The sequence below is a fragment of the Paenibacillus sp. 01T443 genome, assembly GCF_056398325.1.
In genome coordinates, this window is record NZ_JBFTPE010000006.1 from 236,509 (window position 1) to 251,260 (window position 14,752).

Below are 14,752 nucleotides of genomic sequence, written 5' to 3' on the forward strand. Positions count from 1 at the left end.
CGCTATTTTTTTGCTAATGGGAATTGGATAAGCGACTCCGTTCCAATCCCTTTTTCGCTGGTAAATACGATCGTTCCCTTCATAACCTCAATAATTCGAAACGTCACCATTAAGCCTAAGCCCGTTCCTTTTGTTTTCTTGGAATAATAGGGCTCCCCCAGCTTTTTCAATTCAATCTCGTTCATTCCTTCACCGTTGTCTTTGACGCAGATCACCACAGTGTCGGTATCTTTAATGTATGCTCTGATGGTGATGATTCCATCTTTATTTAGGGCTTCAATACTGTTTTTAATAATATTGATCAGCGCTTGCTTGAATTTTGACGAATTCCCTTGAACGTACAAATCGGAAGCCAAATCGACCTTGATTACGCCTCCCTGCATATTCGCCATAGGAACAAGTATCGCCTCGATTTTCTGGATTTCTTCAGCAACGTCTAGAATTGTCGTCTGTTCATGCTGTGGCTTCGCAAACATAAGAAAATCTGTAATGATTTCCGAGGCCCGGTCTAATTCTTCAATGGCCAGCCCCATGAAACCCTTCTCTTTCTCGCTTCTGGTGCTCTCTCCCAGAATTTGAAGAAAACCTCTCGTCACCTGTAAGGGGTTGCGCACTTCATGGGCTACCGAAGCGGCCAGTTGACTAATGATTTCCATTTTTTCCGAGCGTTGCAGGTCATTATTGAACACCTCAAGCTGTTTTGAATATTTTACGACTTGATCGTAATTTTGAATAATTCTTCTCGCAAGTATAAACACAAGTGAAACGATAAAGCTTAAAATGCCCCATTTCCAATAGATCATCTCGTAATTCATATCATTAATGAAATACCATATGACTTCTGCAATACCGATTGCGGCGAAGATACCAAAGCCTGTTGTAATAATAAGCGCCTCTTTGTTTTTTTGCAGGCAAAACCGAATTAACAAAACAAAGAGCAAGCCGTTGCCAAAGATGACCGTCAAGCCAAAGGTAACAATCGTAACCGAAGTATACAAGCTTCCGAGTTCGCTGGACGATAAAGAAAGAAATAACCATACAATACTAACCGCGGAAACAACGACTTGCAGCTTTCTGAAACGAGTAATGATACGCCATGGTCCCTGGCCGAATATGCTCTCGAAAAAGAAGAATAAAGAAGGCATCAATAAATTGGAACCGATGTCGAACATATAATATATAACCCGCCCATACTCGCTATACATCGTATGTACATAAGGAGCTAACGAGAGGATCATTAGGCTAATTGATAGGATGACGATGCAAAGGGAGCTTAGGCCGTTTAAGTACGTCTTATTCAAAAAAATAAAACAGAGAAGCAATGCTAGAGATACAAACAGAAGCACCGCTCCAAGGATAACATCATAAACTTCCTTTTTCATAAAAGCTTTGCTAAGCGTTTGCTCCTCGCCAACCAACGGCTGTTTCTTTAAGCCGAGCCAGTCCGAATCCGTCTGCAAATAAATATAAACCATCTCATTCGATTCGGCCTCGCTTAATGAGAGAAGGATCTCATTTTTATTAAAGGGATAATTTCTATGAGATTCATAAACGAGCTTCTGACCGATATAGATCATAACGTCTTTTGCCGTAAGCTTTGTAATTAAGACAGCAGGCCTCGCCAAATCGTACTCCGGCAGTTGGAATCTGAGCCACGCGGATTGAATATCCACAGGCTTTATGGGTAGCGAGTCCTCGAATGTGAAGGATTGCCATTGTCCGGCCTTCCTCTTAGAAGCCGTATCTTCAATTGAAGGAGTCAAACCCTCCTCCCACATCATTTCCCAATTTGAAATTGTTGTCGTGTTCGATTCCGCATGTGAAGTCGTTGCTAAGCCTAAAGAGGCGGTGAACAGCACCAATACAAGGAGCGTTAAAAATCTATGTATAGCTTTCATACAGCACCTCTAATTTAAAATACAAAATATTCTATTGAACTGTAATTCGACAATCTTCGATAAAGCACCTTCTATTATATTACTGCTAATAAAAATAAATAGTAAATCATTACATCTCGGTTACGAAAAAAAAAGACTGCCCCCGCCGATCACCGTGATCATTGGGGGCAGCCTGCCCATTTCCTTTAAAAGGTCCTTTTCTTAATCGCCACGCGGCGAAGCATGAAATAATTCATGCCCAGCGTGAAAGCCAGCACAAGAACGGCAAGCAGGACAACTACCGCTAGCGGATTTCGCTCAACATCTAATATCGACTGCAGCAGCTTCCCGATCCAATCAGAGGATAAAACACCCTCCATCGCCATAGCTGGCAGAAGAGCCGCGAGGGAGAACATGATGCCCATACGCCAATGAAAACGCGTAAATCCAGAACCGATCAGACATCCGCTGCCAAAATAAGCAAAGAACAAAACGAAGTATTCGAAAAAGACCCAGCCTGACTGCGCAGAAGATGTAAATAAATGTGGATTTTGCAGCTCCAGCGGCCACTGATTTTGGTCATATATGAATTGTTCTATTGCATAGCCTAACGTTATGCTGAGCGCAAACAGGGCAGATATGACGGTGATGACAAGGCTCATGCCGCCTATGAAGTGCTTCCTCGTTACACCATTCGAAACAAAGCTGGCTAACGAAAGCGGGGTCAGCATGATGCCGATGATCATAAGAAAAATTTTGGGCGAAACAGATGCGCTTTCCCATACTCCTAGTGCATCAATATCTTCACCAATGTTAACATCTGATTTGGTTAAAATAGCTGAAGCGACATATATCGAAATATAAATCAACCAATAAAAGATAACCGTCCAGCGGAAGCTGTAGATCAAATGCTGTGCTACGTTCAGCACGGGATGTTTTCTCTTTCCGCTCATTGCTCATCCCCCCGTTTCTTCGTCAAATGAACGAACAAATCCTGAAGCGATACGGGTCCGAGTTCAAGTCCCTCCGCAAGCGCTCGCTTACGAAGCTCTTCCGTTAACTCTCCGAACACGGTGACGGATTTTGTTTTGCCCAGCTTTTGTTCCCCGAGCACTGTCAAGCCTTCCACAAATCGATCCACAGCCTCGCTTTCCCCTGTAATAGATGCCCCGCGCGCCCGCACCGCTTCGGTTTCCTCATGCATAATAAGATTGCCTTGATCCAAAATAAGCACTTCTTCGAACAATGAGCCTACCTCCTCGATCAAATGCGTGGATAAAATAAACGTGCGGGGCGTTTCCATATAGTCATTCAGGATGTCATCGTAGAAGGCATAGCGCGACGGTGCATCCATACCGAGATAGGCCTCGTCAAAAATCGTGACCGGAGCGCGGCTAGCCATCCCTATTGTTACGCCAAGGGCTGATTTCATGCCTCGGGAAAGCGTGGACACGCGTTTTTTCATAGGAAGATCATATTGCTTGATGAGGCGCTGCGCATATTCGGAATCCCAGTTAGGCCAGCAGCTTGCCGCAAGCTTTAATACGTCGCGGACATTGGAGCTATCTGCCATATAACCGCTTTCTTGGATGAAGCATACCTGCTCCATGATTCGCGCATTTTCGAAGGGCGCCTCACCGCCAATGGTTACAGTGCCATTCGACTGCTCGTGGAAAGAGGCCAGGACCGACAACAAGCTTGTTTTCCCTGCGCCGTTCCTGCCCAGAAGCCCGTATATTTTACCACCCTCCAGCTTGAATGACATATCCTTGATCGCCGCAAAAGAGCCATAGCGCAGCTGTAAATCCTTCACTTCAATCGTAAGCGTCATTCCGGATCCCTCCCGTTTGCCTGCTCGATTCGCCCAATGATTTCCGATACCGGCACACCGATTTTGGCGGCTTCAGCAAGCATCTGATCAACGACCTCTTCAAAAAAACGCTCCCTGCGCTGTACAAGCAGCGACTGCCTCGCTTCACCGCTCACAAACATGCCAATTCCCCTTTTCTTATACAAAATGCCTTCCTCCGTTAATAAATGAAAGCCTTTCGCTGCCGTAGCCGGGTTTATGCGGTAAAATGCTGCATATTGATTCGTAGACATAACCTGCTCATCCTCCTGCAGAACGCCGCTTACGATGTCATCTTTAATTTTGTCAGCTATTTGCTGGTATATGGGACTACGGTCGTCAAACATCTCATCACCTCTTCGCTCATTCGGTTCATTACTTATGTAACTAACCATATAACCAACAGTAACTCATGTCAAGCCTAAATGGGTAATGCCTGTCCGATACCGCAGGACATCGTGTTTCCGCCAGGCGTAAACGGCTGATGCCTCCATTGTCGGAAATAGCTCTTTTCGCGGTGAAACACACACATCGTATTAGAATGAAATTTATAGCAAAAAAAAGAAGCTGCCTCTGAGAGGTCATTGACCTCCGGAGACTGCTTCTTTTCCATGCTTTATGCAGCAAATCGTATAACGAGATTGCCGGCTTCTCTGCTCATTACTGCTCTGCTTGAATTCTATTCATCCAACCGAGCAGCTCCCCGCTTACTTGATCCAGCTGTTCCTGCGGGGTAATTCGAGCGGGCTTATCGCCCTTTTGAACGCCATAAGATCCGAATTGCCCATGGTTACCGCCGTCAATAGTGACGTACTGCGTTTGGTTAGGCATGAACCGCTTCCCTTTGCCCCAATCCTCCCAGCTCAGAACACCATCGTTTGAGGCTGTCATTTGCAAAACGGGAAACTTGGCGTCAGCCAGGCTGCCAGCCTCGTCCGCATAGGCCGCAAGGTAAAAAACACCGTCGATTTGATTCAAATGTTCCGCGGCATACCGCGATGCAAACACGCCGCCGAGAGAATGCCCGCCTATGACATAATGATCCTCTGGATGCTCAGCGATGAAAGCATCTGCTTTGTTCTGGCCTGTAAAAGCTAGATTAAGGGGCATGCTGGCGATATATACGCGGTGGCCAGCCTCAGCCAGCTTGCGGGCCACAGGAGCATAGCTCTTTGGATCAACCAAGCCTCCAGGATAAAGGATAACATTAGGCTGAACGATCGCCTCTTCGCCTTCGGCCGGCTCAAAGCGGTAACCGGCTTGGCCTATGCTTACGGTGACCTGCTTATCGCTTTTCATAGCGGCTTTCGCTTCTGAAGACGGCGGATACACCATAATCTGATAGACGATGGCAAGCGTTAATAATAGTACCAGCAGGATGGCTGCCGACCAAATAAGCACTTTTATTTTGCGGGCCAACTTCGGTTTTGGCAAAGCCTGTGAATTCTGACTCATCTCTTGCACTCCCTTTATCTCAGCATACTCATTAGCAGTTGTTGCGATTTCAAAGCTTCCTCTGCATCGACAGCCGGGCTCTTATCATGAATTATACACTGCATAAAATGTTGAACGGCATCCTCAAAGCCGCGCTGCTTTAGAATCGTCTGCCACGATGGCGGAAGCGTCTTGGCTATCCGATCATTCCGTTCCACTTCAAGCAGGCTCATATTTTTGACGCGTAAGATCTCCCCTGCATTGACAATCTCAAGCTGCTCCAAACTCGTTCCGGCATGCCTATGCATCGCTGTCGATAACGTGAAGCCGGCTGCTGCGTCAAAATGATGCTGCGTATGCAGCAGCTGATTACGCTCGTTCACTTTAACGATACCGACCGGTGCGCCGATCTCCCCATCCGCCAGCCATCGTGCCGTATCCACTACATGCAGATAATCGTCCAGCATCGTAAATGCCGCGACATGCGGGCCCACCGCATCCGTCCGGTGCTTCTCCATCCGAACCCAAGCCGTATCCCGCATTCTTTGTTTCGCTTCTATGTACAGAGGTGCAAAGCGGCGGTTGAAGCCTACCATCAGCTTTCTTCGCAGGCTCACGCTTAACTCCGCTATCTGTTCTGCCTGCTCCAAAGTAGCCGCCAGCGGCTTATCCACGTAAACATCCTTGCCCCGCTTGAGCAGCATGGACACGACCTCGTAATGAGATTCCGTTGCGCTGTGCACAAAAACCGCTTCACAGCTGTCCGCAAGCTCCGTCAAGCTTCCAATCGAATCTACCCTATATGCGGCGCAAATAGCCGAACGCTTCTCCTCATTGGGAGAATACGCCCCTACAAAGGTCCAATCCTCTGCCCTCGATATTATCGGCAAATATGCCTTTTGCGCTATGCCTCCGAGTCCTACCATCCCAATACGCGGTTTGTTCATGCACAATCACCTCGTTTCTTTCTATCTATTAAGCTTGCATGAGCATTTGTACAAACTTGATATCCGCTGGTGCGAACTCATAATTCATCAGTTGTTTCACCTGCACCCATTCGTATTGGTCATGATCCGCCAGCCTAATCTCTCCTGCGGTATGCTTGGCTTGATAAGCAATTAATTGAATATGGACCGCGCCATAAAAATGATCATTTTGTCCGAAAAATGCTCCAATCGCGATTTCAATTCTCATTTCTTCCATTAACTCTCTGCGAAGACATGCTTCAGGCGACTCGCCCTCCTCCAGCTTGCCTCCAGGAAATTCCCACAGGCCTCCTTGGGATTTTTCAGGTTTGCGCCTAGCAATCAGCAATAGCCCTTCCTCATTTTCGATAATGGCTGCCGCTACTCGTATCATTCAAACACACATCCTCCACTATACACTGATTTACACCCATTTGCTTGCTGCGAAGCCTTGTGAATAGGTTTCTATCATACGTTATAAGCAGATATTTTCGCAAAAATACATGTACAATTACGCATGCAAACTGGGCTGCTATATAACGCATTTCAGATTATAACTTAACAAGCAATTGATCATTGGTTTACCGAGGGTGCTTATTCAGTCGATTTATAGAAGCTGAGACATGATGACTGATTAGATGGTACTTGCGGAAAAAGACATGATGGATAACGTCACTCTTCAACGATACCCTAACACCTTCCATCAGCTTTAATTAAGGGGAGGAAGGATGAAAACAAGCTCAATTTCGTCGAGTCTCCTGAAATAACGGTAAAATGTGGCGTTAAATTTAAGGAAAATTAAAATTAAATCTATTTAGAGGTAAATAATGGCGCTAATTCTGATTATGAGCTTGCTAATGCACGTAAACCGGAAAAATAGCGCCTAAAAATACCGTTATTCGGTTTGGGCATTCGAAATAAGAAAGATTAACGCCCTATTTTACCGCTATTTTTATAGAACGGCCAATTTACAATAGAGAGGTTTGGAACTGTAGGAGCGACAGCGTTCGCCTTTGACTCCCTATTTCTACCGCAAGCAGCGGTATAATCAAACTCTCTCATTTCGCATACTTTACATAAAAAACCCCATCCATGATGGAAATTTGGTACACTAATAGCAAATTTGTATTGATAAGGATGATGACCATGTCCGATCATAATGACCGCGACGATCTCGCTGATCGCCGCCGTAACAAGCTGAAAGTGCTTCGTTTTGATAATAACGGCAAGGATTTGGTAGAATCCGAGAAACCGGAAGAAACATTCGCTGATGTTGGCGGACTTGAAGACGTTAAGAAAAAAATCCGCATGAACTTTATTTTGCCGCTGAAGCAGCCTGAGCTCTTTGCAGCCTACGGAAAGGAAGCGGGCGGAAGCTTATTGCTTTATGGTCCCCCTGGCTGCGGTAAAACCTTTCTCGCCCGGGCAGTTGCCGGAGAAATCGATGCGAACTTCATGCATATCGAGCTGCAAGCGATTCTTGGCATGTACGTCGGGCAAAGCGAGAACAACTTGCATGATATATTCGAAAAGGCACGTGAGAATAAGCCTTGTGTTATTTTTATTGATGAGCTCGATGCAATGGGCGGCAGCCGTAATCAAATGCGTCAGCATCATGACCGCATACTCGTCAACCAGCTTCTTATGGAGCTTGACGGGCTTCGCACGTTTAATGATCAAGTGTTTGTCATTGGCGCAACGAATACGCCTTGGTACCTCGACTCGGCGCTGCGCAGGCCCGGGCGGTTTAATCATATGATCTTTGTACCGCCGCCGGAGGAATCGGAGCGCGCAACGATTTTGCAGCTAAAGCTTGCAGGAAAACCGCTCTCCCCGCTCGATTTAAGCAAAATAGCGAAGGAAACGAAGCATTTTTCGGGAGCGGATTTGGAGCAAATCGTGAAGGATGCCGTTGAAGGCGCGCTGGAGCGAACGCTCGAAACCGGTGAAATTCAGCCTATCTCGCAGGATGATCTGAAGAAAGCGTCCAAGCATCGGAAAGCGACGACGCTTGATTGGTTCGCAACTGCCAAGAACTACGCTACTTTCAGCGACGTTAACCAAGATTACCAAATCGTTCTGGACTATATGAAGCAAAACGGATTGAAATAATTACGTTATAGCGAGGAAGCCACCGTCATGTATGAATTAGATGAAGAGCTGCAAAGTAGACGCTACCAGGAAATTCAGAAGCTAATCGAATGGAAAAAATTAAATGAGGCAAGGAAAGCGGCTGTGTCGCTCATCCAAGATACGCCAGAGGATCCTTATGCCTACGCTCTGCTCGGAAGGATTGCTCTCTATCAAGATGAATATGAGCAGGCGCTTCACTGGGTGAGCGAATCGCTTCGGCATGATCCGGAAAATGAGCTGGCATGGTTCGTTCAATGCAATACGTATTATACGATGGAGAAGTGGAAGGCCGCGCTCGAATCCATAGCCGAGGCACAGCGGATTGATCCCTATGAGCCTCATTATTTTTTCCTGCTCACTAATATTTACAATAAGACAAGCAAATACGAGGAGGCTCGGGACTTACTGCTGAAGGCGCTTGAAATATCGCCCGAAAATGCCCTGTATCTCGCTAATTTAAGCTATAACGAAGCGCTGATTCGCAACTTTTCAGAGTCAAAAATGCTTGCTAACAAGGCATTGCGCCTGGAAGTAGAATCCGAGCTTGTTTATTTGTACCTTGCCTGGGCCGCTGAGAGACGGAATGACTATGATGACTATCTGCTCATGCTGAAAAACGCAATTCGGCTCGATCCCGACGACAAGCAAATTCGCAAAGAATATATGGAGGGGCTGCAGAAAACGTATAAAGTTTACAAGTTTCTGCTATTCCCGAGCAACCTCATGAAAAAAATGAAGCCGTGGCAAATTCTTCTCGGCTGGATTACGCTCTGGATTATATTTCGGCCGCTCGTGATCATTTTTCTTATTCTCTATTACGCCACCTACTGGATCACCCGTTTGCTGGTGCATGTCAAACTATTCGGCTGGAATTTTCGTAGATAAACATGAACACTTATCGCCCAGCCATAAACGAACAGACGCCCTGCAACTGAAAAACACCGCTCGCGCTTCGGACAAACGTTCGAAGCGGAGCGGTGTTTCTTATTTACAAGAGCCCAGGTTATAAATCCTGCTTCACATTAACGCAAGCGAATACTAAGGATTTCAAAGGGCTTAAAGCTCAGCTGTACACACCCGTCCTGAATGTCCAGCTTATAGAGTTCCTCTTCCAATAAATTAACGACTACCGCTTCGCTCCCGGCCTGCGGCAGCCGCATCGTAACCTGCTCACGTCCTCCTGCAGATTCATATAAACGTAAAATCGTTCCTTCGCCCCGCTCGGCCGCCTTGATCGTATCCAGTATGACATGTCTGCTCTCAAATGGCATCAGCTCCAGCCGTGAAGGCAGCATGCTGCCTTGGCTTTGATGATCTGCTTCAGCCGCGGCGCCCGCTTGGCTTTCCTTTACGCGTACCGGATGATTAAGCTCCATGGCGCATCGTGCGACATGGGCGCTGCGCCAATCCTGCTCGTGCGGATATAGGGAATACGTAAATTCATGCTCGCCTTGGTCTGCGGTTACATCCGGCCATCTCGGAGCGCGCAATAAAGAAAGCCTGATCGTGCTATCTTTAATGTCATAGCCGTATTTGCAATCATTCAATAAGCTTACTCCGTAATTGCCCTCGGATAAATCCGCAAAGCGATGACCGCAAACCTCATATTGCGCCTGCTCCCAGCTCGTATTCGTATGCGTCGGCCTCTCCAAGGCGCCGAACGGAATTTCATAGGTTGCCTTGCTGGCAACAATGTCGACTGGGAATGCAACCTTCAGAAGCTTATGCTCTTCCTTCCAATCGACACTGGTTTTAAAATCGACGCGCTTCTTATCATGGTAAAAAATAATATGCTGAATGATGACGGAGCGGCCCAGCTGCCACTTAAAGCAAAGCACGTCCTGCGCTTTCCCTTGAACGATAACTTCCTTGCTTAGCAGCCGTGCGGAGTCTGCGCGCTGCACATCGAATCTAGGATCGATATCCCATGCGTCCCAATATAGCGGCTTATCGAAAAATAGCTGAAATTCATTCGCTTTCTTCCCAGCCAAGATCAATTCGCGCCCTGCGGACTTATCGTACCAGCGAATCATTTCGCCTGCCTCATTAAATTCGATAAAGTAATGCTGCGTTTCCCATGAACGGTCCAGCCCCAGCGGAACTCTCGCCGTCTCCGTCTCCGCCTGCTGTGACGGTCTCAGCCATAGCGTCGTATAACCGAAGGCCGGGATGCTCTTCACGCTTACAGTCAGCGTTACTTTTCCGGCTGCCGCTGCATGGCGTAAAATATCGCTTTCCAGTTGATTGCCGTCCTGATCGAATGCCGCGAAATGCGCTTGTTCTTCCTTTAGATCGATCGATACGACTTCATCTCTTGCCCAGCCTAAGCTGTTGAATACGAAGTATGGAATGCCTTCACCTTGCGCATGTATGCTCTCTGCGAGAGCCGTCAGAGATTGCTCCAAGCACGCATTGCCAAGCTTAAACACCTGGTCGTACTCTTCGGCAGAAGTAACGTATGTTTCCGGAATAGCCGTACCCGGAATAATGTCATGGAACTGGTTCAGCAAAATGAGCTTCCAGCCTTCATGAAGCGCTGCCTGCACCTTCTCCGCTTGGCCAGCTTCGAAGGCGCTCCCTGCCAAGCTGCTCCAGATTTCCGCCTCCCGGTACAGGACCTCCGCTTTCCGGTTGCTGCGTTTATTGCGTGCATGCGTCGTATAGGTGCCGCGGTGCAGTTCCAAATATAAATCGCCATGCCACTTCGGCAAATCCTTCCGCTGTTCCCAGGCGTTTCCGAAAAACTCGGCTGCCGTGCTGAAATGGCTGCTGGGCAAATCGACCATCATCTCGGAGCGCTGGGCAAGCTCCACCATTTCTCTAGTCACGCCGCCCCCGCCGTCTCCATGACCGTAAAGCATCATCAGCTCATCCAGCTTGTCTTTGTGCCGGTAAGCTTCCCAATGCTCATGTATGTCCTTCGGTTTCGTATGCACGTTCAAGCTATGGCTTAAATAGGATAAGACAGACGTGCCGTCGATGCCGACCCAGTGGAATAGATCATATGGAAAGCGATTGGTGTCATTCCAGTTTAATTTGGTCGTCATAAAATAATCGACACCTGCCAGCTTCAGCAGCTGCGGCAGGGAAGCGCAATAGCCAAACGTGTCAGGCAGCCATTCGATATTGGAGGTTTTGCAGAATTCTTCTTTATAAAAGAGCTGTCCGTACAAAATTTGCCGCACAAGCGACTCCCCGCTCGGAATGTTCAAATCCGGCTCGACCCACATACCGCCAACCAGCTCCCAGCGGCCTTCGGCTACTCTTTCCTTGATTTGCGCATAGAGCTCGGGATAATGCTCCTTTGCGAAAGCATACAGCAGCGGCTGGCTCTGCGTATAAACGAAATCCGGATATTCCTTCATCAGCGTATTCATCGTGGAGAAGGTCCTGCTTACCTTGCGGACAGTTTCCCGCACGGGCCATAACCACGCGATATCGATATGGGACTGTCCAACCATATGTATCGTGCCGTTCGCGCCCGGCGCAGGCGCGAACGCTTTTACCAGCTTCGCAAGACGACCCTCCAAAATGTGCAGCCAATCTCCGTCTACGCTCCCGATATTCATTTGGCGCTCGGTCTCGTCCATCGTTTCGTACAAGGCATCCTTGATCCGCAGCCTTTTTAAATCCTGCTCAGGCAGCAGCAATACCGATTCATAGGCTGCCTTAATGCTGTACATCAAGCTTTGCAGCGGTTTATTCACACGGACAAGCTGGATGCGGATATAGGACATAGGCGGATTGATMGTCGCCTGCGCGTTTAAAGGATCGGCCGGCTCCGGTATCGGGTCATACAGCTCGATTTCGATAAAGGGATTCAAACCGACTCCCTCCATGTGCAGCGGGACAAAGGAGTGGTTGCGGTCTACGCCATGATGCGGAATGCCGTTTACCATCAGCATGCCCTCGCCCCCGCCGTCCACAATTAGGCCGATGGGATCGGCTTGCCAAGCAGAAGGAATTTCAAGCTGCTTCCGCAAAAAATAGGTCACGCCCTGCGTGCTGTTCAAAGGATCCATCGTCTGGACGAAAAAATCCTCTGAATCATATTCATAAACGCCCGGCACGATATAGCGCGCTTTCCTCATTTCCCATTCAGGAAGCGAGATCGTCTCCCGCCACTGCATGCCTGCCAGCTTCTTCAAAAAACGGTTTATTCTATGCATGTTTGTCCCTCATCCTTTACCGTTAAACTTCCGCTGACAAAATCCTCGGCATTTTTTCCCACCATTATAATAAACTCGCCGTCTTCTACGACAGGCTCGAAGCTTTGATCGATTAGCTGCAGATGCTCCCGCGTAATCGTGAACGTCACCGTCTTTGTCTCGCCCGGCGCGATATGCACCTTGCGGAAGCCCTTCAGCTCCTTATTCGGACGCGTTACCGAGCTGACCTTGTCCGTCACATACAGCTGCACGACTTCCGAGCCTGCTGCCTGACCCACATTTGTCACTTCGATTTGGACGGTGGCTTCTTCGTCCGGACCGATTTGCTGCGGTGAAACCTGCAAGCCGCCATATTGGAACTCGGTATAACTAAGCCCGTAGCCAAAAGGGTACTGCGGCTTGTTATCCATCTCCAAGTACCGCTTGCCTCTGCTTCTTTTGCCGTTGTAATAGACAGGCAGCTGGCCCACATGCTTAGGCACGGAAACCGTAAGACGGCCGGAAGGATTCACGTCGCCGAATAAAATATCGGCAATCGCGTTTCCGCCCTCTTGGCCGGGATACCAAGCCTCGACGATCGCGTGAGCATGCTCGTCAATCCATGGCTCGACGATCGGGCGGCCGTTAATATAGACGACGATGACCGGCTTTCCTAATTTATAAATTTCCTGAACGAGCTCCAGCTGAACGCCAAGCAGGCTAAGTCCTGCACGGTCGATCCCTTCGCCGCATTCCATATCGCTCCATGCATGCTCGGTGACCACTGATGCGCCTGTCCGAAGATCAATCGTGCCTTCGCCAAAATCCCGCGCACTGGAACCGCCGATAGCCATAATGACAACATCCGCCTGCTCCGCGCAGGCAATTGCATGCTCGAAGCCTTCTCTTGCATCGCCTTTTATCCGGCAGCCAAGCGCATGCAGCAGCTGCTCATCCGCATTGCTGCCCAGCTTATTTCGCATGCCGTCCAGCAGCGTAACAATCTGGCTGCGCTGCTGAGGTGAGGTGTAATCGCCTAATTGGTTATACATATGATTAGCATTCGGTCCGATTACGGCTATCTTACGCTTATCTTTCTTTAACGGCAGCGTCTGGTCAGTATTTTTTAACAGCACGATGCTCTCCTGCGCGATTTGCCTAGCGAGCTGGACATGCTCTCGGCAGCCAATCACCTCTGCCGCTCTTTCAGGATTAACGTACGGATTTTCGAACAGTCCAAGTTTGAATTTTATGCTTAACACGCGTCTAACCGCATCATCCAGCACCTTTTCATCGAGCAATTGATGCTGCACGGCCGCCTCCAGATGCTTGCCGAACATTTCGCCCGACATTTCCATATCGACGCCGGCTTTCAGAGCGAGCACGGCCGCGTGCTCGCCATTCTCGGCTACGTCATGCCCCCAAGCCAGCATGTTGATCGCGCCGCAATCCGTAATGACAAAGCCGTCAAAGCCCCACTGCTCACGGAGCAGGTCCTGTAATAAATAAGCATTAGAGGTGCAGGGAATGCCGTCAATTTCGTTATAGGCGGTCATAACCGAGAGCGCGCCTGCCTCCACACCCTTGCGGAAGGGAAGCAAATCCGATTCATGCAGCTCGCGCATGCCCATATGGACCGGGCCCGCATTGCGTCCGCCCTCGGAGCTGCCATAAGCAACGAAGTGTTTAAGCGTCGCAATAACGCTGTCCTCCGCATCCAGCCGTTCTCCTTGCAGCCCTTCCACTGCCGCAACCGCCAGCTCTCCAATCAAATAAGGGTCCTCGGCAAAACATTCCTCCGTCCGACCCCAGCGCGGATCGCGCACGACGTCGAGCACCGGTGAATACGTAGCTGCTCCGCCTTGGCTTCTCGTCTCTAGAGCAATCGCCCGGCACATCTCGCGGTATAAATCGACGTTCCAAGCGCTTCCTACAGATAATGGGACAGGGAAGACAGTCGCTCCGATTGCCATATGGCCGTGCGAGCATTCCTCCCCAAATAAAATCGGTATGCCGAGCCGCGAGTTTTCGATCACATAACGCTGGATATCATTAATCGCCCTTGCCCCTTCTTCGGGCGAGAGTCCGTTCTCAAGCGTAACCTCCGTCCACGGGTCGGCGCGCAGCACGCCGTATAACGAACCAATTCCGCCGTTCTTCACCTGCTCCTGGAAATCCTCCGTTAGCGTGACTTTTCCATTTTCCTTCGCATATGTTTTCCAGCCAAACGGTTGCAGCAGCTGGCCAATTTTCTCGTTTAATGTCATTTCCTTCAGTAAATGCTCTACCCGTTCCGGGACTGGCAGCGACGAATCCTTGTAGCTCATGGTTGTCTCTCCTTATCAT

11 protein-coding genes are annotated in these 14,752 nt (G+C 48.7%); 2 read left to right on the forward strand and 9 right to left on the reverse strand.

Annotation, left to right across the window (positions count from 1 at the left end):
- Window positions 1-2: 2 nt before the first annotated feature.
- The 7 genes from AC1DLI_RS11915 to mutT all read right to left on the reverse strand — a co-directional run bounded on the left by AC1DLI_RS11915 (window position 3) and on the right by mutT (window position 6,519).
- Window positions 3-1,898, reverse strand: a complete 1,896-nt coding sequence (locus AC1DLI_RS11915; protein ID WP_477602760.1) for an ATP-binding protein — start codon at window positions 1,896-1,898, stop codon at window positions 3-5.
- 185 nt (window positions 1,899-2,083) lie between these two features.
- A complete protein-coding gene (locus tag AC1DLI_RS11920) occupies window positions 2,084-2,830 on the reverse strand; it encodes a hypothetical protein (protein ID WP_477602762.1) in 747 nt (248 codons plus the stop codon).
- Complete coding sequence (locus AC1DLI_RS11925; RefSeq protein ID WP_477602764.1) at window positions 2,827-3,708, reverse strand: ATP-binding cassette domain-containing protein; 882 nt, start codon at window positions 3,706-3,708, stop codon at window positions 2,827-2,829. Before AC1DLI_RS11925 ends, AC1DLI_RS11920 begins: the two co-directional genes overlap by 4 nt.
- A complete protein-coding gene (locus AC1DLI_RS11930) occupies window positions 3,705-4,073 on the reverse strand; it encodes a GntR family transcriptional regulator (RefSeq protein ID WP_477602766.1) in 369 nt (122 codons plus the stop codon). Before AC1DLI_RS11930 ends, AC1DLI_RS11925 begins: the two co-directional genes overlap by 4 nt.
- Window positions 4,074-4,386: 313 nt before the next feature.
- Complete coding sequence (locus AC1DLI_RS11935; protein ID WP_477602768.1) at window positions 4,387-5,181, reverse strand: alpha/beta hydrolase; 795 nt, start codon at window positions 5,179-5,181, stop codon at window positions 4,387-4,389.
- Window positions 5,182-5,195: 14 nt separating this feature from the next.
- Window positions 5,196-6,107 (reverse strand): Gfo/Idh/MocA family protein, encoded by a 912-nt coding sequence (locus AC1DLI_RS11940; protein ID WP_477602770.1) that lies wholly within the window; start codon window positions 6,105-6,107, stop codon window positions 5,196-5,198.
- A 28-nt stretch (window positions 6,108-6,135) separates the two neighbouring features.
- Window positions 6,136-6,519: an 8-oxo-dGTP diphosphatase MutT gene (gene mutT / locus AC1DLI_RS11945; RefSeq protein ID WP_477602772.1), complete on the reverse strand. Its 384-nt coding sequence runs from the start codon at window positions 6,517-6,519 to the stop codon at window positions 6,136-6,138.
- 752 nt (window positions 6,520-7,271) lie between these two features.
- On the opposite strand from mutT, the gene AC1DLI_RS11950 reads away from it, so the two are divergent.
- Window positions 7,272-8,237, forward strand: a complete 966-nt coding sequence (locus tag AC1DLI_RS11950; protein WP_477602774.1) for an ATP-binding protein — start codon at window positions 7,272-7,274, stop codon at window positions 8,235-8,237.
- A gap of 27 nt (window positions 8,238-8,264) precedes the next feature.
- Window positions 8,265-9,143 carry a tetratricopeptide repeat protein gene (locus AC1DLI_RS11955; protein WP_477602776.1) on the forward strand — a complete coding sequence of 293 codons (879 nt, stop codon included), beginning with the start codon at window positions 8,265-8,267 and terminating at the stop codon, window positions 9,141-9,143.
- A 137-nt stretch (window positions 9,144-9,280) separates the two neighbouring features.
- Here the strand turns inward: AC1DLI_RS11955 and AC1DLI_RS11960 are convergent, their stop codons facing one another.
- Both AC1DLI_RS11960 and AC1DLI_RS11965 read right to left on the reverse strand, forming a co-directional pair.
- Complete coding sequence (locus tag AC1DLI_RS11960) at window positions 9,281-12,427, reverse strand: alpha-mannosidase (protein WP_477602778.1); 3,147 nt, start codon at window positions 12,425-12,427, stop codon at window positions 9,281-9,283.
- Window positions 12,415-14,733: a glycoside hydrolase family 3 N-terminal domain-containing protein gene (locus AC1DLI_RS11965; protein WP_477602780.1), complete on the reverse strand. Its 2,319-nt coding sequence runs from the start codon at window positions 14,731-14,733 to the stop codon at window positions 12,415-12,417. Before AC1DLI_RS11965 ends, AC1DLI_RS11960 begins: the two co-directional genes overlap by 13 nt.
- Window positions 14,734-14,752 lie beyond the last annotated feature (19 nt).

Excerpts from the sequence above, each read along its gene's own strand:
- AC1DLI_RS11965 (WP_477602780.1), bottom strand. The coding sequence starts at position 14,733 with ATGAGCTACAAGGATTCGTCGCTGCCAGTCCCGGAACGGGTAGAGCAT.
- AC1DLI_RS11925 (WP_477602764.1), bottom strand. The coding sequence starts at position 3,708 with ATGACGCTTACGATTGAAGTGAAGGATTTACAGCTGCGCTATGGCTCT.
- AC1DLI_RS11940 (WP_477602770.1), bottom strand. The coding sequence starts at position 6,107 with ATGAACAAACCGCGTATTGGGATGGTAGGACTCGGAGGCATAGCGCAA.
- AC1DLI_RS11955 (WP_477602776.1), top strand. The coding sequence starts at position 8,265 with ATGTATGAATTAGATGAAGAGCTGCAAAGTAGACGCTACCAGGAAATT.
- AC1DLI_RS11920 (WP_477602762.1), bottom strand. The coding sequence starts at position 2,830 with ATGAGCGGAAAGAGAAAACATCCCGTGCTGAACGTAGCACAGCATTTG.
- AC1DLI_RS11950 (WP_477602774.1), top strand. The coding sequence starts at position 7,272 with ATGTCCGATCATAATGACCGCGACGATCTCGCTGATCGCCGCCGTAAC.
- AC1DLI_RS11915 (WP_477602760.1), bottom strand. The coding sequence starts at position 1,898 with ATGAAAGCTATACATAGATTTTTAACGCTCCTTGTATTGGTGCTGTTC.
- AC1DLI_RS11930 (WP_477602766.1), bottom strand. The coding sequence starts at position 4,073 with ATGTTTGACGACCGTAGTCCCATATACCAGCAAATAGCTGACAAAATT.
- mutT (WP_477602772.1), bottom strand. The coding sequence starts at position 6,519 with ATGATACGAGTAGCGGCAGCCATTATCGAAAATGAGGAAGGGCTATTG.
- AC1DLI_RS11935 (WP_477602768.1), bottom strand. The coding sequence starts at position 5,181 with ATGAGTCAGAATTCACAGGCTTTGCCAAAACCGAAGTTGGCCCGCAAA.